Raw genomic sequence first — 18,457 nt, 5'->3', positions numbered from 1 at the left:
ACACAATCGAGAAAGACTTTATACTTTCCTATCTTCTCAAAAAAATCTCCCTCTTATGTGATCACATAGAGGGACTTTTAGTTAGTTTTTCTTGTTTAGAAGTTCTTTAATCTCCGCTAGCTCTTTCTGTACTTCAGCAAGCTTAATATCAGTTGGAGAAGGGCTTTCTTCACGATTTGCCTCTTCGACATTATTGACAATAACACCAATAAATAAATTTACAATAACAAACGAGCCAATCATAATGAATGTAACAAAATACCACCATGAGGAAGGATCCTCCGCTAGTATTGGCCTCATGACACCACTTGCCCAGGATTCCAGTGTAATGACCTGGAAAAGGGAGAGCAGAGAGTCATGCAACGTTCCAAAATACTCAGGTGCAATTTCGTTGAATAACATCGTACCAATAACGCCATAAATATAAAAGAATATACTTAATAACAATACAATCGTACCCATAGAAGGGATGGTTAAAATTAATGCATTAACCATTTTTCGGAGCGAAGGTATAACAGACACTGCACGAAGCACCCTTAGTACTCGGATAATACGAAGTACTGTTACATAATGACTACCAACTAGGACATGACCTAATGTCACAATAACAAAATCAAATATGTTCCATGGATCCTTTAAAAATCCCTTTATCGATTTCCTTCCGATTAGACGGATAATAATTTCGATTGTAAATATCCATAATAACAGCTTGTCACCTAAATAGATCCAATCGTGGTATTTGCTCGCTATACCTGCGTAAGTCTCTAACCCTACTAATATAGCATTTATCATAATTAATACAATTATCGTATTCGTGAAAACAGGATGTTCTGAAATTCTAGCACATGCTTTTCTTAATGGATTCATTTGTAGACGCTCCTCCTCTCATAACATTTTACGGAACACAGGCAATTCTGTCATCTATTAATTGTTAGGAATCATTATTTATGAATCAATTGCTGGTAGAAAATAAAAAAGCCAACACATTCGCTCATAGCTAATGTATTAGCTTTTTCTACTACTAGCGAGAAAGAATTTATTTTCCTATCTACAAAAAAGATGGTATAAAGCTATTAAGCTCTATACCACCTTTCTCAAACTTTTCAGCTGCCTGCTACCTTTTGAGCAATTTCTAGTGTTCGTTTCACTTGATGTTTGACTGCACCTTGAACATCTTCCACCATTTTTCCATCTTGACCCTGAGATACACTGGTTCCATACGGATTGCCACCTGCTTGAAATAGTACCTGGTCGGTATATCCAGGAGGTACGATGATTGCACCCCAATGCATCATCGATGTATATAGTGCCAGGATGGTTGCTTCATGACCGCCGTGAGGGTTTTGTGCTGATGTCATTGCACTAACTACTTTATTTACCGTTTTCCCAGACGCCCAAAGACCACCTTGTGTATCAATGAATTGCTTCATTTGAGACGGAACATTACCAAAGCGAGTTGGCGCGCTAAAGATAATCGCATCGGCCCATTCAATGTCATCACTAGTTGCTTCTGGTACATCCTTTGTTGCTTCGTAATGTTCCTTCCATGCAGGGTTAGATGCAATAGCTGCTTCTGGTGCAAGCTCTGGTACTTTTACCACTTTCACCTCAGCACCTGCTTCTTTTCCCGCTTCTTCTGCCCATTTTGCAAGCTGATAGTTAATGCCTGTAGAACTATAATAAATTACCGCTAGTTTTACCATATTCATTCTCCTTTTCATCATCGTTACGCTTGTATTATTTACCAATTCGATTCATTTAATCATGACTAGCATGATTTTGTTGATAATCTATTTCGCCTAGTAGCGTCTTTCCTACATTTAACCTACCACTAAGCCATTTCGCTAAAGAGAATCTAGTTGGTTTAGCATTTCCGCCTATTCCAACTATAACCTCTAATTTTTCAGGCATGTAAACTACGGTGTGTAACGTACCAAAGAAATGATGATAATCTTTGTAAAAGAGTGGTGAATCTTCGTTGTTAAACCTTCGAAACGCTTCTTCTGGTGATAGGGGCTCAGCTTTAAATCCTTGGAGGATATGCTGACGGTGTAAGGAGGATGCAATATAGGACCTGTTTTTGCCGGTTAATTGTTCTGTATTGAAGTGGTTCGTACACATTAAATCGGATGGATATTGTACCAATTGTTCATTTGGCGTAGCCTCTATTAGACAATTCTTTCCAGAACGATCAGTCAATGAATAGTTATAACAATAGCCATGTGGAAGCTTCGTTATAAAGTCTGCTGCTTCTATCACGTTTTTACAATGCTCTAAAACTAGTCGGACAATGGTTGTCGCGATAAAACCAATACCGGTATGGCGTTCGTTTACTAAGTGTAATCCAACAACTAGCCCATGCTCATTCATTCCATCTACTCTACCGACCATTTGTTGGCTAAACCCGATACTTGCATAGCCCTTTTCTGGCTTATGGAAAACCAAACGGCCGTCATATAGTTCTGGGGTAAAATCATAATTGCGAACATAGTAGCTTCCCTGTGAGAAGGCTGTACATCCCATGGAGGGTAATGATAGATTGTATCCACTGTACATTCGTAATATCGTATAAAAATCCAGCTCTAACCCAGCTGCTAGGCCCTGCAACTCTTCTAAAAAACTTGAAAAATCCCGCTTTAATAAAGTATAGATTTCTTCTGCGTCTGTCTTAGAAGAAGTAGCCTGAAGCTCATCAAACCGATGACCGAATTCTATATGCTCTGCCTGTAAACGGCCAATTTCATAATTGGTCCCCTCTAATTCCACTACATGTACAAATAGTTTCTTTCTCATTTATTCTCCCCCTAATTTCATTACTGGTATCATCATCGTGACTTGCTTTAAGTTATCTCCGTGATACTTTTCCATCAAGGAGCCAGTAGAAATATAGCCATTGTCACTAACATATTTCATAAGACTACGATAAACACTACCAATGTTGGAAAAGTCTCCTTGAAAGGTTGTCGCTACACATAGAGCTTCATTGATCATTTCTTCTTTTTCAAATAAGGTACTGCTCGAAATGTCACTGGAATTATCGATTCCAAAGCCTATCCATGCTTTTACCGTTTCCGTTCCAGACGCATATTGTAAGTAAGAATTTCGAACCGCCACATTATACTTATTTAGCTCTTCTATTCCCCTTAATAACGCTGCTCCGAATTCCCCCTGATGACCTTCAGCCAAAAACCAGACCACTCTCTCCCGTTTTCGTTCATATAAAAAGAATTCCTTTATGGAACTGTTACTCTCTAAGAACTTAATTTGCACATCCAGTAATGCTTTTTGCTGGTTTAATAGACGAATCCATGATTGTTTCATTTGCTCCTGAGCAGGCTCAGTGGCTAAGAGATATGTTTGAATGTCACTTATCGGCACATTTGCTAAGCGCAAACTTACAATTAATCTAGCAAGGTCTATTTGTTCTTCTTGATATACCCGATAACCGTTCCCTTCCTTTCTATTGGGCATCAGTAAGCCCTTTTCTTCATAGAAACGTAGCGTGCTTTTCGGTATTCCACTTCTTTTGGAAAATTCTTGTATAGATAGCATCTCATTCCCTCCTACATTTAAGATAAACCTTAAAGTAACTTGAAGGTCAAGTGGAAGGTGAGTAAAAACAGCATGGGCTTATCCACGTTAAAAAACCCGAATGACTCTACAATATCACACTAACATATCCTTAACTTTTCATGAGAGGATATGTCAGTATAACGTTGTGCTTCATTCGGGTCTCTATCTTATCGTTATGTCTGCACTACTTCCATAGATTAGACTAGTGAATTTAGCTCTACGGCTAATTTCGCACCTAATACTGCATTATTTTTAACAAGTGCAATATTAGAATCTAAACTCTTTCCGCCAGTAATTTCTTTAATCTTTCCAAGTAGGAATGGAGTTGTGTCCTTTCCAGTTATCCCTTTTTCATCTGCTTCCTTTACGGCTGAAGCAATGGCATGATTAATTACTTCTTCAGGCATTGCATGCTCTTCCGGGATTGGGTTAGCAATAACTGCTCCACCTTGAAGCTTTAAATCCCATTTTGATTTTAATGTCTTCGCAATGACATCTACGTTCTCCGCTGAGAAGTTTACCGGATATTCGCTTGTTCTCGTATAAAATGCTGGTAAAACTTCTGTCTGGTAACCGATTACTGGAACCCCTTTTGTTTCTAGGTATTCCATTGTTAGTCCTAAATCGAGAATGGATTTAGCTCCAGCACATACTACTGCTACATTCGTTTGTGCAAGCTCTTCTAAATCTGCCGAAATATCCATGGTTGTTTCTGCACCTCGGTGTACACCACCAATACCTCCCGTAACAAATATGTTAATATCAGCAAGCTCTGCACAAATCATTGTAGCAGCTACTGTAGTTGCTCCTAATTGCTTCGTAGCTAAAATGTATGGAAGGTCACGACGGGAAACCTTCGCAACACCTTGACTATTGCCAAATTGCTCTAATTCCTCATCTGTTAAGCCTACTTTAATTTTCCCATCAATCAATGCTATCGTAGCAGGTACAGCACCATTATCACGAATGATTTGTTCCACTTCGCGAGCTGTTTGCACGTTTTGTGGATATGGCATCCCATGAGAGATGATAGTCGATTCCAATGCAACTACTGGTTTTCCTTGTTCCTTTGCTTGTTTTACTTCTGCTGATAGTTCTACATAATGTCTCATTCTACTTCCTCCATATCTAATTTAAGTTGTTGAGGTGTCAAATCTTGTCTTACGGTATAATTCGTTTGGATTGTTTTAGAAGAATTAACGGCAGCTGCCTTCGCGATAGTAGGAAGACTTTCCCCTTCCAGCCATGCATAGATTACCCCTGCAGAAAAGGCATCTCCTGCCCCTGTAACATCATGGACATTCGTCACTTCTAATGCTGGCATATGATGAATTCCTTCTTCTAGATTTCCGATTAGTGCTCCTTCTTTTCCATTGGTTACTACAATATTTTCAATTCCTAATTGCAACCATTTATGAGCTGCTTCTTGCCAGTCTGCCTTCGTCTTAATAGCGATATCGAAAAAGGCCTCGGTCTCATCACAGTTCGTAATTAACCAGGTTAGTCCTTGTAAGTCCTTCGGTAGTCTGTCCATCTTCGGGGCAGATACCGCAATAAATACTAGTGGAATATTTCTACTTAAGGCAAACTGTTTGATAGAAGCTAACGTATCCATAGGCAAGTTCAAATCGGCTACGAAACATCTTGCCAGGGAGAACTTAGAAAGCTTTGGTTGTAGTACTTCTGGTGTAATGGAATCATAAATATCCATATCCGCTAAAGCCAATACTAACTCACCCGATTGATCAATCACAGCTGAATAAGACCCTGTCGCTTCTTTTACTAATGGAATGGTATGGGTTAGGCTCATATAGCTAGAGGAAGCCTCTTCAATAAAATGCCATTCCGCGTCAATACCGCTGGCCGTGAGTAGCGATACATTTTTCCCTAACCGTCCTAGATTCTCTGCGACATTTCTAGCCACTCCACCTGCACTTTGTACAGACCTGATTGGATTCGAAGTCCCATACTGAAGCTTACCCTTTATGTAAAACTTCCGGTCAACATTCGCGCCACCTATGCAGACAATTTGCTTATCGTCCCCTACAATATAGGCTTTGCCGTGAATATAACCTTTTTTCACTAGACCTGAAATAAGGTTCGCAACGGAAGGTCTGGATAGATTCATCTCCTCTGCCAGTTCCTGCTGTGAAATAAAAGGGTTTTTCTTAATTAAATTAAAGAGTTTTTGTTCATTTTCATTAAGTGAGAAATTCATATCATGCCACCTAACCAAACTTATGTTTATATTATAAACTTATGTTTATTATGTTAGTATGTTTATTGGATAAAGTCAATTGTTTATGGAAGAAAAACTGATAGGTATTAAAATGGCTTTCGATTCTCTTTTCGATGCAGAAGCTGTAAATAGAGTAGGCGCATGAATCACTCATGCGCCTCTCGCAGTTCCGTACGTGCGGGTCATCGCATACGGCTCCTCCATGATTATTCCCTTTGGGAATGATGTTCATTGTAAATATCAACCAGAGAAACAAGACCAATTTCCACAAACTTTTTGTTTGGAATTGCTGTGTGTACTGGGGTTGATAAGGAACTTCTCCAATTGTACATTCGCAATTGTGGTAGTTCGCCTTTCCAGTTTCTTCTCCTCAGCTCTCTGTGGAGTTTCCTAATCTTTCTCCAACTTCTAAGTTGAACCATCCTTAGCCTTCTTCGAATCCATGAATCCAGTTCTTGGAATAAGGATTTGACATGTCCATGCCCAAAATAGTTTCCCCAACCTCGGAGATAGGTGTTCAGCCTTTTCCTAACTAAATCTTCAAGATTGACCGTTTGATTCTTCCTAGTAATTTCCTTTACCTTCGTTTTGAATTTCTTTAACGATTTAGATGATGGTTTCATCCATCTTCCTCTAGTGAATTCGTGTCCTAGAAATACAAATGGCTCTTCCAGATTGTTGACTATCTTCGTCTTTTCAGGGTGTACTATTAGACCTAATTCTGTCTCCAAGAATCGGATTACTGATTTTAATACTCTTTCAGCGCCTTTTCTTGATTTACAACATATTACGAAGTCATCGGCATATCTTGTAATTCGATGTCCTCTTTTTGTCATGACTTCATCAAGAGAATGAAGGTAGATATTGGCGAGAAGAGGGCTAATAACCCCACCTTGCGGGGTGCCCTTCTCATTCAAGTAAAAGCTTCCATCTTCCATAATTCCAGCTTCGAGGAAACTTTGGATTAAATTTAGAACACTGCCATCCACAATTTCTTCCCTTACCGCCTCTATCAGCCTATCTTGCGGTATGGTATCAAAGTATGATTTCAAATCAGCATCAATTACATATATGTAACCGTCGGTTAAGTCTTTCTGGATTTTTTCCAGTGCCATATGGGCACTACGTTTAGGTCTAAATCCAAAACTGCAATCCAAGAACTTTGCCTCGAAAATTGGTTCTATCACACGTCGCACAGATGCTTGGACAACTCGGTCTCGTACTGTTGGAATTCCTAAAGGTCTTTGAGAACCATCTGCCTTTGGAATGTAGACTCGTTTTACAGGCCTTGGTTTGTATGTCCTACTTAATAATTCCTGTTGAAGGATTTGTACATTATCCTCCACACCATATTCGAAGGCTCTAATATCCACGCCATCTATTCCCGCAGAACCTCGATTCCGTTTTACCTCCAGGAATGCTTCCTCCATATTAGGATATGCCCATATTTTATCCATAAGGCTATACCATTTCCTCTGGTGATTCCTAAATCCCTCACGAAAGTTACCTTTTCCTTCTTGCTCGTTCATGATTCGTATTCCTTCCCTTTGGTATCCACGATTTTCTAGTCATTTAAGACAATGTTCGTTTCACCCATAAGTTACTCCGCCCCAGACGGTCTACCCTTCTGTTCGACCTCAGTTCTTCGGCTACCTACCTCACTGACTTCTGTCTGGCTCATGACAGCTTCCTAAGTTGGTTGACTTTTCTTCCATGGGCAGACGGGCTTCGCACCAATTCTCCACCTTTTGGGTGAAAGATTGCTTCTGTAACTCTGTACAGAATCTCTCGCCTTTGCGACCTTTCTGGCGAGATTAATCACTACTATCCCCTGCTCTGACTTCTTACCACCCATAATCCCAGCTTGTCCCTCACGGACTTGTCTGGGGGTTACCACCAAGTGGAGACGATAAGACCTCCTTGGGTCACGTCACCGAACTTTCCTCTGAACCCAGTCCTCATAACTTATAGAATCCTGTTGTGGGATTGGACACTCCCTTCTTTTGCAGGGTTATCCGATTCTATCAGCCAACATGGTTATTGTCGCCTGTTCCAGAGTTTGCCTTCAAGCCCTCCGCACATTCCCTCACGAGCATGCACTGCCTGTCAGCTATACACTTCCGCCACTACGGCGTGTTTGGGACTTTCACCCTTAAGTTCGGAGCGCTGCCAAGCGCACAAAAGACCTCGCTTCCTACCGAAGCGAGGTCTAACAAACAAGCATGGCGATTATTTAAACCAACCCTTTTCCTTAAAACGAGAGATAGCTTCGATCCGATTGCTAGCCTCCAATTTGTCTAGGATTACCGATACATAATTCCGCACTGTTCCTTTGGTAAGGAAGAGCTGGTTTGCTATTTCTTCTGTGTTCTTTCCTTCCGCAATCAAATGAATAACCTGCTCTTCCCGGTCGGAAAGTGGGTTTTGCTCTTTATTGAATGCTATATCGATTAATTCAGGTGCATAGATTTTTCTTCCTTCCATAATGATGCGGATTGAATTTGCCAATTCTTCACTTGGACTGTCTTTTAATAAATATCCACTTACATTGGCATCCCTTGCACGTTCAAAATAACCTGCTCTAGCAAATGTTGTTAATATAATGATTTTACATGCCTCATTTTTTAATTCTTCGGCTACATCTAAGCCACTCTTTAAAGGCATTTCAATGTCCATTATACAAATATCCGGTTGATGGAGCTTAACCATTTCTAAGGCTTCGACGCCATCTTGGGCTTTTCCGACAACCTCCATATCATCCTCTAAATCTAGCAATGAACCAAGTGCCCCGAGTAGCATCCGTTGGTCCTCTGCAATCACAATTCGAATCATGACAACCTCTCCTCTGGTAATGGTTGAACAACATTTGGAACGCTTATCGAAAGCAGGGTACCATTCCCACTTTCCATATGTAAAATTCCGTTAACAAAGTCTAAACGTTCTCTCATACCACGTAGCCCATTACCTTTTTTATCTGTAATCTCTCCGATCCCGACACCATCATCTTGTACTTGGATACAAATCTCACTCGGTGTTTGTTGAATGGCAATTCGACAGGATGTAGCCTTGCTATGCTTTATGATATTGGTTACAGCTTCCTTTAGGCACATACTGAGTACTCCTTCTACAAATAATGGCGTATGCACAAGCTTCGGGTCACCTTCTAACACGTATTCCATTTCCGCAGCCTCCAGCACCTGTTGAACATGAATTACTTCATCCTCTAATCTTGTCGTACGCATATCGGAAACCATTTCCCGTACTTCCTTTAATGCTGTTCTTGCTGTTTGATGAATATCAAGAATCTCTTTTTGGACCCTTTCTGGATGCTTTTGAAGTAATCTTGCAGCTAAATCACTTTTCAATCCAATTAAAGATAGCTTTTGTCCCAATGTATCATGCAAATCCCGAGCGATGCGTTGCCTTTCTTCTAAAATCATTAATTGGGAGATTCGATTATTGGCATCCTCTAATTGGTCCTCCAGTTTTTCTCGATTTATACGGTAGAATATATTAACAGGAATTAGTATTACCCCAATAACACTAATTACGATGAATGGTAATTGAGAAAAGAAGATTTGGCTTTGCGTAAAGAAACCAAGAGTAGTTGCAGAAATAGTGGTAACTAAATTAACGACATATAATGTAATAAATCCTGCCTTACTTTGGATATTTCCCATATAGAAGGCAAGAAAAAGAGAAAAATATACAAATCCAAAGTAAATCGTCATTCCAATGCTAATTGCTATTTCTATTCCAACAGACAAATAAACCGTCCAGCCTTTTTTGATAAACGATAATCGATATGCGGTAAAAAACAATACAACCATCAAAATGCCAACTAATATTTCGATTGGCGTAAAGTAACGAATAATGAAATAGAAGGGTAAAATACAAAATACAATCCACAAATAAATGCTAAGTCCTGTATTCTTGTAGATAATTTGATACCATTTTTGCATTTGATACCCTCCTAAGTTCTATTTCTCCTGAGTATAGCAGATAACCAGTCATACAAAAACCCTTTCATCGATAATAAAAGGGCTTTTGGATTCACTATTTATCTTCTATACTAGCTCTTCTCGTCGATAACTGCAGGTCGTTCTTTTGCGCTTTCACTTGATCCTTTATTTCCTTAAAACTGACAAAGGTTTTACTAGCTTCATCATACAATCGGAAATGAATCGATTTTAAGCTTGTTGCTAAAGTGATTGTTGTCGCCTTTTGCAATGGTGGTGTGGATTCATGTGCCTTTTCTAGGTTATAATTTGGCACTCTTGGGCTTAAGTGGTGTACATGATGATACCCAATACTACCTGTTAACCATTCGATAATCTTAGGAAGCTTGTAATAAGAGCTCCCATCAACAGCAGCCTTCACATAATCCCATTCCTCTTCATTCTCAAAGTAGGAATCCTCGAACTGATGTTGAACATAAAACAACCAAATGCCTGCCGCACCTGCAATAAATAAAATAGGGACTTGAATAATTAAAAATGCCTGCCAGCCTATCGCCCAAATCAAAAGGGCATAAATAGCTGCAATGAATAAATTGATTAAATACGTATTGAACCGCTCTTTTCGCTTTGCCCCTTTACGATTAAATCGATTCGAGATTAAAAATAAATAAAGAGGACCTAGCCCGAACATGACGATTGGATTTCGGTAAAGACGATAAACTATCCTTTTCCATGTAGAGGCTTCTACATACTCATCAACCGTCATTACCCAGACATCACCGATTCCGCGTTTGTCTAAATTGCTGCTTGTTGCATGATGGATAGAATGACTCCATTTCCACTTTTCAAATGCAAAATGGGTGATAATTCCCGTAATCGTACCAACAATTCGATTGGCCTTTTTATTTTTGAAAAAGGACATATGGGTACAGTCATGGAAAATAATAAACGTTCGCACAACAAAACCTGCAGCGATAATGGATAGAGCTATCGTTAACCAAATCGATATGGAAAGGCTTTGATAGGCGAGAAACCAAAGGAGAATAAACGGAATGATTGTATTCAAGATCTGAATGATACTGGCTTTAGTATTAGACTTGGCATATGGTGTTACACTTTTTCTTAATTGTGACTGCTTTTCTTTACTCATCGTGTTCCCCCTATTTGATTCATAGATTATCTTTAATCTTAATCGGAAAGGTTGTCCATTTTAAGTCACATTCGTCAGTTTTTTTATATGACAAATGTCATATTGGGAATCGCGATGTTTTTTTGTAAAACGCTCAGAGTATTGGTCTACATGATAAAAGGTGATGATTTTCATCACCACCATAAAAAAATTCTCTATTATTTTTCATCCACATTAGATAGGTGTAACGGTGGAGGGACAAGCCATCCTTTATCTTTATTCAAACGAAGAATCTTTGTACCTAAAGCTGCCTTTTGATTATGAATTGTACCAAAAAGTGTTGCTATATCCTCACGAACTGATTGTCCAATCATTTCACTAGCCGCTATTAACCCTGCAGCAACATCAGCTGACATTTTAGCAGCAATTTCGTTATCCATAAAACGTGCACCAGTTGGAATGGACTCCAAGTCCGCTTTTGGACGTTCAGGTGGGGTAGGCGGTAAACCAATTCCATTATTTTTTAGCAGCATTTCAATATCGGACACTTCCTGTTTTCCGAGATCAATGGCTTCTTGTATTAATTTCTTTAAATCTTCGTCCCCTGCGTGATTTAGCAAGGTTTGGTACGCTGCAATCATAGCTTTTCCAGCAGCAACAGCTGTCCAAGCTCCAAATACCTCACCATAATGCATCGGTTCATCTTGTGGATTTCCACTTAGGATTCCCATTGCCATCCTCCTTATAAAGTTCATTCATTGTGCCACCTTTCTAATTCGCACATCCTTAGAATGTCTATTTCAAGGAAAATAAAACATAATCTATCTATTTTCTTTACACGGTGTACCCAATGTGGATAATGAATAATATTGGTTTACATACAACAGTTATTAGTATAATGAATATAACAACCACGTACTGGAGGGGGAATCGTGAACATCGAAACGATTTTGAGGCATTTAGCCACTAGGGAACCTAGAATCATGGGCAGTGAGAATTTCAAGCAATCTGCCGTTCTTATACCACTTGTTGAAATAGAAGGGGAAGCACATATCTTATTTGAGGTCCGTTCTATGCAATTAAGGAGTCAGCCCGGAGATATTTGCTTTCCTGGCGGGAGGATGGATTCAGAAGATGCAACCCCGAAGGACTGTGCAATTCGGGAAACTTCTGAAGAACTAGGAATCCATCCTGATCAAATAACAGACGTGACACCAATTGACTATGTCGTAGCGGATATGGGGAGAATCATCTATCCATATGTTGGGAGAATTGCGAACATAAACCAGATCACACCGAATGAGTCTGAAGTTGGCGAAGTATTCTATGTTCCAATCTCATACCTCAAACAAACAAAACCGGAATCATATAAAGTTAACGTAGAAGTGATTCCAGAAGAGAACTTCCCCTTTGACCTAATTGTAGGTGGCGAAAAATACAACTGGCAGACACGCCATTTTGAAGAACTATTTTATCGCTATCAAGATAAAGTTATCTGGGGACTAACAGCAAAGATACTCAATCATTTTTTATATGTAGCGGACTGTCGTGAGGATTAATGTTATATGGGAAAAGTGAAAGATTTGAATATAGTAGCAGTGAGAGGGCTGATTGAGTTAGTGAGGGCGAGGCACTGAGGGTACAGTGTTAGAGATTTTTGGTTGGTATATGCGAGTCTACTGTGTTCTTTTGCTTGTAGCATTGATAAAGAGCACGACGGTCGCTTCTCTGTTACCTTTTCATGCGGGAAGCTTTCTTTAAGGGCACAGATAACCTTCCTCTGTTACCTTTTCATGCGAGAATCTCTCTTTAAGGGCATCGATAGCTCCTCTCTGTTACCTTTTCATACGGGAATCTCTCTTTAAGGGCACAGATAGCTCTTCTCTGTTACCTTTTCATGCGAGAATCTCTCTTTAAGGGCATCGATAGCTCCTCTCTGTTACCTTTTCATACGGGAATCTCTCTTTAAGGGCACAGATAGCTCCTCTCTGTTACCTTTTCATACGGGAATCTCTCTTTAAGGGCACAGATAGCTCTTCTCTATTACCTTTTCATACGGGAATCTCTCTTTAAGGGCACAGATAACCTTCCTCTGTTACCTTTTCATGCGAAAATCTCTCTTTAAGGGCATCGATAGCTCTCCTCTGTTACCTTTTCATGAGAGAATCTCTCTTTAAGGGCATCGATAGCTCTCCTCTGTTACCATAACCTCAACAAGCAAGAATCGTTGAATAACGTTAAAGTAAAAACCCCCAAGCCAAGGCCGGGGGGTCTAATGTAATGACTATTTTATTCCCAGTTTATCGTAACTGGGGCAATTTCATCGATTACTTCTTTATAGGTATCTCGTTCTTCTTTTCTCATCCATAGGTGAACTATTCCATAATCGGTGCTTGTTCGAATTAGTCGGCCAATTCCTTGGCGTAATCGCAATAGCATATAAGGCGCATCTACTTCTCGTTCTGGGTCGATTGCATGTTTCCGTTTTGCTTTAAACACTGGATCTTTTGGCGGGAATGGTAAGGAAGAGATAATAACCTGTGTTAATGCCTCGCCCGGAATATCTAAGCCTTCCCATAAATGATACGCACATAGCACGGATTCTGGATTTTCTTGGAATCTTCGTACGGTCTCACTTATTTCTTGATCGCCTTCGAAATAAATAGGTTGCACCCATGATTTCTGGTTCGACCATATGCGGAAATCATCCATTTCTTCTACGGTTGAAAATAAGAGAAGTGTACTTCCATTATTTTGCTCCATTTGCTTTTGTATAGTGAGCCATTTATCTTCTTTTGTATTCTCCATATAGGCATTCATCTTCATTTGCTGTTCATAATCAAATGGTGAATCAACAGAAAACGAATCATACGTATCTATTCCTAAACTGTTTGCCAGATAGGAGAAATCTCCACCTTGAGAAAGGGTGGCAGATGAAAAGACAAATGGAATGCCCTTGGAAAATACTTCCTTTTTCAACACATCTTCTACCAATCTAGGCATCATGACTAATGTTGTCGTATCACGTGTTTCTTCCAACCAGAAGATACCCTCATCTTCTTTTAAGAAAATGGATAAACCATAATGATAGAACTCCAAGTATTCTTCAATAATCTTTAGATGGTAGCCATCTATCGTAAACATCTCCGAATCAAATACTAGCTGATCGAGAAGTTTTTCCACTTTTTCAAATAAGCTAGAAGCGATAGCTAGCATACGATCTGATAATTCAATTTCTTTCCGGTTAGAGCCTACTACATCTATTGCCACACTACCTAGCAGATCAAACCAATCCTCATGTAAGGTTAGGATATCTTCAATCAAATAAAGCGATTCCTCACGAACGTCCTGGCCCATGTATCCTGTAAGAACATTATGTAATGTTTCCGAATGAAAACGATACGTTAATCCCTTTTGCGCAGCAAATTCTAATAGATGTCCTTCGTCAAAGATAACCGCACTTGCCTCTGGTAGTAATGGAATCTGACCTTCACGCTTACGAGATTCCTTCGTCCAAACATGCTCCATATAAAAATCATGGGAACAGATGATTAAATCCTTGGCATGACGATAATATTCCCTGTTTAATGTTTGCCCACTGCGATGTCTTAGTTCACAGGTAGAACATTGCTGCAGAGGATCCCATGCAATTTTCTCCCATGTTTCATCCGAAACCCACGGATATTCTTTCCTGTCTCCATATCGTTCAAAAATCTTCTTAGCAGAACTATAATCATAAACAAAGTCCGGAATTTCATCATGTACTCTTATGATATCCTCGTTATCTGTAATTTCCGCAACCCGATCCAGCTTTCGTGCACAAACATAATTCTCTCTCGCCTTAGCAAGCCTGACATCAACTTCAATCCCAAGTGCCTTTTCTAGTTTCTCTATATCTCCACCTTGTTTGACAAGCTGTTCAATAAGAGTTTCATCAGCACAGGAGATAATTGCTGGCTTGCCTATATAACGTGCATAGCATATTGCATAAATCAAATAAACAAACGTCTTTCCTGTACCAACTCCTGCCTCCGCAAAGATTGTTCGTTTATTCTTAAAAGCTTGCTCCAATTGAAAAGCCATATAGATTTGTTCATCACGTAATTCGTATCCTTGTTCCGGTAAAATATCATAGAAAACATCTCCAACATAATCACCTAGTCGGTCAAAGAAGTTTTCCGTCTTCGATACGGTAAATGGTAAGGCATTTATTTTCGTCATTGTTTATTCCCTCTTTACGATTTATCATGAATCATATTGTACCATGTAGTAGAGAAGTATTCGTATTTAAAAGATTTTCCATCAAAAAAGTTGCTTACATTTTGTTTTTTAGCAATTTTAGTTTATCATTAAGATAGTATCTTTTTGCATCGGAGGAATCATATGAACCTAAGCATAGAAACACTAATTTTTCTATTTTCCGCTATGTTAATCATCGGTGTTCTAGCCACCAAATTCTCTTCTCGACTCGGTCTACCTGCACTTATTCTGTTTTTATTAGCCGGAATGCTTATGAATGGCTATATTTATTTTGATGATGTTAAATTAACCCAATTAATTGGAATTATGGCATTAATCGTCATCCTATTTGATGGTGGTACGCAAACCAAGTGGACCAGCATCAGACCAATTATTGGACCAGCTGGTGTTTTAGCAACGCTAGGCGTGCTATTAACAACGGTTATTACTGGTTTAGCCGCTATGTATATCTTTAACCTCTCGTTATTAGAAGGGATGCTCTTTGGAGCAATTGTTGGTTCCACAGATGCCGCTGCAGTATTCTCCGTATTAGGAAACACGAATTTCAAAAAGCGACTCACTGCTACACTAGAAGCAGAATCAGGGTCAAATGATCCAATGGCAGTATTTTTAACAGTAGCACTAATTGAATTGATTCAATCACCAGATGCTTCTATTTGGATGGCGATTGGTAGCTTCTTCCTTCAAATGGGATTAGGATTATTGCTCGGTTTACTCTTTGGTAAAATAACAGTTGCTATCATCAATAATATTAAATTAGATACATCGGGACTCTATCCTGTTCTAGCAATGGGTGCTGCAATCTTCACCTATGCCTTCACCGATTTTGTAGGTGGAAGTGGACTACTAGCGGTTTATGTCATGGCTGTATTTGTGGGCAATAGTGATCTAACCTATCGCTTTACCATTACCCGCTTTAATGAAGGTTTCGCCTGGATGATGCAGATTGTAATGTTTATCCTACTAGGTCTATTAGTTTTCCCAAGCCATCTTGTCGATGTCATCTGGCAAGGAATTCTATTAGCGATAATCTTAATGTTTATTGCCCGTCCTGTTGCGATCTTTATCAGTATGATGTTCATGAAATATAATCTAAAAGAAAAAGTTTTTATATCATGGGCAGGGTTAAAGGGAGCCGTACCGATTGTTCTTGGTACCTACCCAATTATTGCTGGGGTAGAAAATAGTGAATTGATTTTCAATGCGGTGTTCTTCGTTGTCTTCTTCTCCGCTCTCGTCCAAGGGGGATCTTTACCTTGGCTCGCTAAAAAGCTAGGACTGGATAATGACCAAGATGAAACAGCACCAAGTATTGAATTAATCAATCTTGGAACGACAGAGTCTGAGATAATGAAAATGACTATTGTAAAAGGAAGTCCTGCCAATGGGCTCTCCCTTAATACGCTGGATTTACCTAAGGATACATTAATTATTGGTGTAACCCGGAACAACAAGCTCATCACACCGACAGGAGAAACGGTAATTCAAAAAGGTGACACCGTGTATGTATTAAGTGATAAAGAGAGTAGACCAAAAGCAAAAGAAGCATTAGTAGGAAAGTAGTAATGAACAGCATGTAATAGTCTAGAATAAATTTAAAAACCGATTAGCTCCCTCCCCAGAAAGCTAATCGGTTTTTTCGTTCTATATAAAACAAAACCCTTTTATCGTCAGTAATCAAGCTGCCCCAAGATTACCGTTATCATGGAATTGACTATCAACTCGGTAGCCAATCCATCTGCCCCTTTTTCTTTTGTAAAACTATTTCGTCACCGTTTCTGCCTCTAGCATGGAACCGTATTTCGCAAAATTTTCATGCCATGAAAATGCCTTTTCCAGCACATGTGGGGTCTGCCCACCCCGTTCTAGTGCTTCTTCATAATATTTCCACAGCTGCGGTCGGTATGTTGGATGTGCACAATTTTCGATGATCAAAGGTACTCGCTCACGTGGTGCAAGCCCTCGTAAATCTGCATAACCTTGCTCTGTCACTACCACATCCACATCATGTTCGGTATGGTCCACGTGAGATACAAATGGAACGATACTGGAAATAGCTCCGTCTTTTGCTATCGATTTCGTAACAAAGATAGCTAGCCTTGCATTACGAGCAAAGTCACCAGAGCCACCAATTCCATTCATCATCCTTGTACCAGACACATGTGTCGAGTTCACATTTCCATAAATATCAAACTCTAACGCCGTATTAATCGAAATTAGTCCGAGTCGTCTAATAATTTCAGGATGATTGGAAATCTCCTGTGGACGCATGATTAACTTATCACGGTATTTCTCAAAATCACGATAGACTTGATTCATCTTTTCCTCTGATAATGTGATAGAGCAGCAAGATGCCACATCCACTTTCCCTGCATCCATTAAATCGAATACCGCATCCTGTAATACTTCCGAGTACACTTCTAAGTTTGTAAACTCGGATTCTATCATGCCATGTAATACAGCATTAGCGACAGAACCTATCCCCGATTGCAATGGTGCTAGTTTTTCCGTTAACCGGCCTTCCGCAATCTCTTTGCGAAGAAAATCTAGTAAGTGATTAGCCATGATTTGTGTTTCTTCATCTGGTGGCACTATCGTCGATGGTGAATCTACTTGATTGGTAAAGACGATCCCTTTAATCTTACTTTCGTCTACAGGTATTCCCAGTGTTCCAATTCGATCATTTGCCTTGGTTAATGGAATTGGATCACGTTCCCCTTGTTTACCCGGGCTATATATATCATGTAGACCTTCTAATAATTCAGATTGCGCCAGATTTATCTCCACAATAATGGATTCTGCATTTTCAGCAAAAGCCACCGAATTACCGATTGAAGTTGTCGGAATGAGCATGCCATCTTCCGTAATGGAAATGGCTTCTAAAATCGCATAATCAACTCGTTCCAACACATTTGCTCGAAGTAATTCTGCTGTATGTGATAAATGATGATCAACAAACAAATGCTCCCCAGCATTTATCTTTTTCCTCATGGTTGGATCTGCTTGGAAAGGTAGACGCTTATGAATAATGCCAACCTCAGCAAACATCTTATCTACATCAGACCCAAGTGAAGCCCCAGTAAATACATTAACCTTAAACTTCTCTCCCGCTTCAGCACGTTTCACTAATGCCATTGGTACCGCTTTTACATCCCCGGCACGAGTAAATCCACTTAACCCTAATGTCATACCATCTTGTATCCAGGATGCCGCTTCTTCTGCAGAGACTACACGGTCAAGTAAGCGAGGATTCTTTATTCGATTTTGAAAAACTTCCATATCCAATCCCCCATAAAA

15 protein-coding genes are annotated in these 18,457 nt (G+C 39.6%); 2 read left to right on the top strand and 13 right to left on the bottom strand.

Features of this window, described 5'->3' with window-relative positions; all coding sequences use genetic code 11:
- Positions 1 to 81 precede the first annotated feature (81 nt).
- From MKY78_RS11765 to MKY78_RS11715, 11 genes are all read right to left on the bottom strand, one after another.
- Positions 82 to 867 carry an ion transporter gene (locus MKY78_RS11765; protein ID WP_186868158.1) on the bottom strand — a complete coding sequence of 262 codons (786 nt, stop codon included), beginning with the start codon at positions 865 to 867 and terminating at the stop codon, positions 82 to 84.
- Between the two features lie 236 nt (positions 868 to 1,103).
- On the bottom strand, positions 1,104 to 1,709 hold the full coding sequence (gene wrbA / locus MKY78_RS11760; protein WP_186868157.1) for an NAD(P)H:quinone oxidoreductase: 606 nt from the start codon (positions 1,707 to 1,709) through the stop codon (positions 1,104 to 1,106).
- Positions 1,710 to 1,758: 49 nt separating this feature from the next.
- Complete coding sequence (locus tag MKY78_RS11755) at positions 1,759 to 2,793, bottom strand: C45 family peptidase (protein ID WP_339212852.1); 1,035 nt, start codon at positions 2,791 to 2,793, stop codon at positions 1,759 to 1,761.
- Complete coding sequence (locus MKY78_RS11750) at positions 2,794 to 3,552, bottom strand: MerR family transcriptional regulator (protein WP_186868155.1); 759 nt, start codon at positions 3,550 to 3,552, stop codon at positions 2,794 to 2,796.
- 218 nt (positions 3,553 to 3,770) lie between these two features.
- Positions 3,771 to 4,685, bottom strand: a complete 915-nt coding sequence (locus MKY78_RS11745; RefSeq protein ID WP_339212849.1) for a pseudouridine-5'-phosphate glycosidase — start codon at positions 4,683 to 4,685, stop codon at positions 3,771 to 3,773.
- Complete coding sequence (locus tag MKY78_RS11740; RefSeq protein ID WP_339212847.1) at positions 4,682 to 5,791, bottom strand: carbohydrate kinase; 1,110 nt, start codon at positions 5,789 to 5,791, stop codon at positions 4,682 to 4,684. The genes MKY78_RS11745 and MKY78_RS11740 overlap by 4 nt, the downstream gene beginning before the upstream one ends.
- Before the next feature lie 227 nt (positions 5,792 to 6,018).
- Complete coding sequence (ltrA, locus tag MKY78_RS11735; protein ID WP_339212845.1) at positions 6,019 to 7,341, bottom strand: group II intron reverse transcriptase/maturase; 1,323 nt, start codon at positions 7,339 to 7,341, stop codon at positions 6,019 to 6,021.
- Positions 7,342 to 8,041: 700 nt separating this feature from the next.
- Positions 8,042 to 8,644: a response regulator transcription factor gene (locus MKY78_RS11730; RefSeq protein ID WP_186868152.1), complete on the bottom strand. Its 603-nt coding sequence runs from the start codon at positions 8,642 to 8,644 to the stop codon at positions 8,042 to 8,044.
- Positions 8,641 to 9,774 carry a sensor histidine kinase gene (locus MKY78_RS11725; protein WP_339212843.1) on the bottom strand — a complete coding sequence of 378 codons (1,134 nt, stop codon included), beginning with the start codon at positions 9,772 to 9,774 and terminating at the stop codon, positions 8,641 to 8,643. Before MKY78_RS11725 ends, MKY78_RS11730 begins: the two co-directional genes overlap by 4 nt.
- A gap of 94 nt (positions 9,775 to 9,868) precedes the next feature.
- On the bottom strand, positions 9,869 to 10,921 hold the full coding sequence (locus tag MKY78_RS11720) for a fatty acid desaturase (protein WP_339212841.1): 1,053 nt from the start codon (positions 10,919 to 10,921) through the stop codon (positions 9,869 to 9,871).
- A gap of 197 nt (positions 10,922 to 11,118) precedes the next feature.
- The gene (locus MKY78_RS11715) at positions 11,119 to 11,631 is read right to left on the bottom strand and encodes a DUF3231 family protein (protein WP_339217892.1); all 513 of its coding nucleotides are present in this window, start codon (positions 11,629 to 11,631) and stop codon (positions 11,119 to 11,121) included.
- 201 nt (positions 11,632 to 11,832) lie between these two features.
- Between MKY78_RS11715 and MKY78_RS11710 the strand changes: the two genes are divergently transcribed.
- Entirely contained in the window at positions 11,833 to 12,459 is a 627-nt protein-coding gene (locus MKY78_RS11710; RefSeq protein ID WP_339212839.1) for a CoA pyrophosphatase, read from the top strand.
- Between the two features lie 730 nt (positions 12,460 to 13,189).
- Here the strand turns inward: MKY78_RS11710 and MKY78_RS11705 are convergent.
- Positions 13,190 to 15,121: an ATP-dependent DNA helicase gene (locus tag MKY78_RS11705; protein ID WP_339212837.1), complete on the bottom strand. Its 1,932-nt coding sequence runs from the start codon at positions 15,119 to 15,121 to the stop codon at positions 13,190 to 13,192.
- A gap of 162 nt (positions 15,122 to 15,283) precedes the next feature.
- Between MKY78_RS11705 and MKY78_RS11700 the strand changes: the two genes are divergently transcribed.
- Positions 15,284 to 16,723, top strand: a complete 1,440-nt coding sequence (locus MKY78_RS11700; RefSeq protein ID WP_186868147.1) for a potassium/proton antiporter — start codon at positions 15,284 to 15,286, stop codon at positions 16,721 to 16,723.
- Between the two features lie 198 nt (positions 16,724 to 16,921).
- Here the strand turns inward: MKY78_RS11700 and MKY78_RS11695 are convergent, their stop codons facing one another.
- Positions 16,922 to 18,439, bottom strand: coding sequence for an acetyl-CoA hydrolase/transferase family protein (locus MKY78_RS11695; protein ID WP_339212834.1), 1,518 nt, complete (start codon positions 18,437 to 18,439; stop codon positions 16,922 to 16,924).
- Positions 18,440 to 18,457 lie beyond the last annotated feature (18 nt).

Source organism: Ornithinibacillus sp. FSL M8-0202, assembly GCF_037975285.1.
In the GTDB taxonomy this organism is placed as follows: domain Bacteria; phylum Bacillota; class Bacilli; order Bacillales; family Amphibacillaceae; genus Ornithinibacillus; species Ornithinibacillus massiliensis.
The sequence above is the reverse complement of the archived record's forward strand: the minus strand, read 5'-3'. Positions and strand labels throughout refer to the sequence as shown.

Excerpts from the sequence above, each read along its gene's own strand:
- MKY78_RS11720 (WP_339212841.1), bottom strand. The coding sequence starts at position 10,921 with ATGAGTAAAGAAAAGCAGTCACAATTAAGAAAAAGTGTAACACCATAT.
- MKY78_RS11740 (WP_339212847.1), bottom strand. The coding sequence starts at position 5,791 with ATGAATTTCTCACTTAATGAAAATGAACAAAAACTCTTTAATTTAATT.
- MKY78_RS11730 (WP_186868152.1), bottom strand. The coding sequence starts at position 8,644 with ATGATTCGAATTGTGATTGCAGAGGACCAACGGATGCTACTCGGGGCA.
- ltrA (WP_339212845.1), bottom strand. The coding sequence starts at position 7,341 with ATGAACGAGCAAGAAGGAAAAGGTAACTTTCGTGAGGGATTTAGGAAT.
- MKY78_RS11750 (WP_186868155.1), bottom strand. The coding sequence starts at position 3,552 with ATGCTATCTATACAAGAATTTTCCAAAAGAAGTGGAATACCGAAAAGC.
- MKY78_RS11705 (WP_339212837.1), bottom strand. The coding sequence starts at position 15,121 with ATGACGAAAATAAATGCCTTACCATTTACCGTATCGAAGACGGAAAAC.
- MKY78_RS11725 (WP_339212843.1), bottom strand. The coding sequence starts at position 9,774 with ATGCAAAAATGGTATCAAATTATCTACAAGAATACAGGACTTAGCATT.
- MKY78_RS11765 (WP_186868158.1), bottom strand. The coding sequence starts at position 867 with ATGAATCCATTAAGAAAAGCATGTGCTAGAATTTCAGAACATCCTGTT.
- MKY78_RS11755 (WP_339212852.1), bottom strand. The coding sequence starts at position 2,793 with ATGAGAAAGAAACTATTTGTACATGTAGTGGAATTAGAGGGGACCAAT.
- MKY78_RS11700 (WP_186868147.1), top strand. The coding sequence starts at position 15,284 with ATGAACCTAAGCATAGAAACACTAATTTTTCTATTTTCCGCTATGTTA.
- wrbA (WP_186868157.1), bottom strand. The coding sequence starts at position 1,709 with ATGAATATGGTAAAACTAGCGGTAATTTATTATAGTTCTACAGGCATT.
- MKY78_RS11695 (WP_339212834.1), bottom strand. The coding sequence starts at position 18,439 with ATGGAAGTTTTTCAAAATCGAATAAAGAATCCTCGCTTACTTGACCGT.
- MKY78_RS11745 (WP_339212849.1), bottom strand. The coding sequence starts at position 4,685 with ATGAGACATTATGTAGAACTATCAGCAGAAGTAAAACAAGCAAAGGAA.
- MKY78_RS11715 (WP_339217892.1), bottom strand. The coding sequence starts at position 11,631 with ATGGGAATCCTAAGTGGAAATCCACAAGATGAACCGATGCATTATGGT.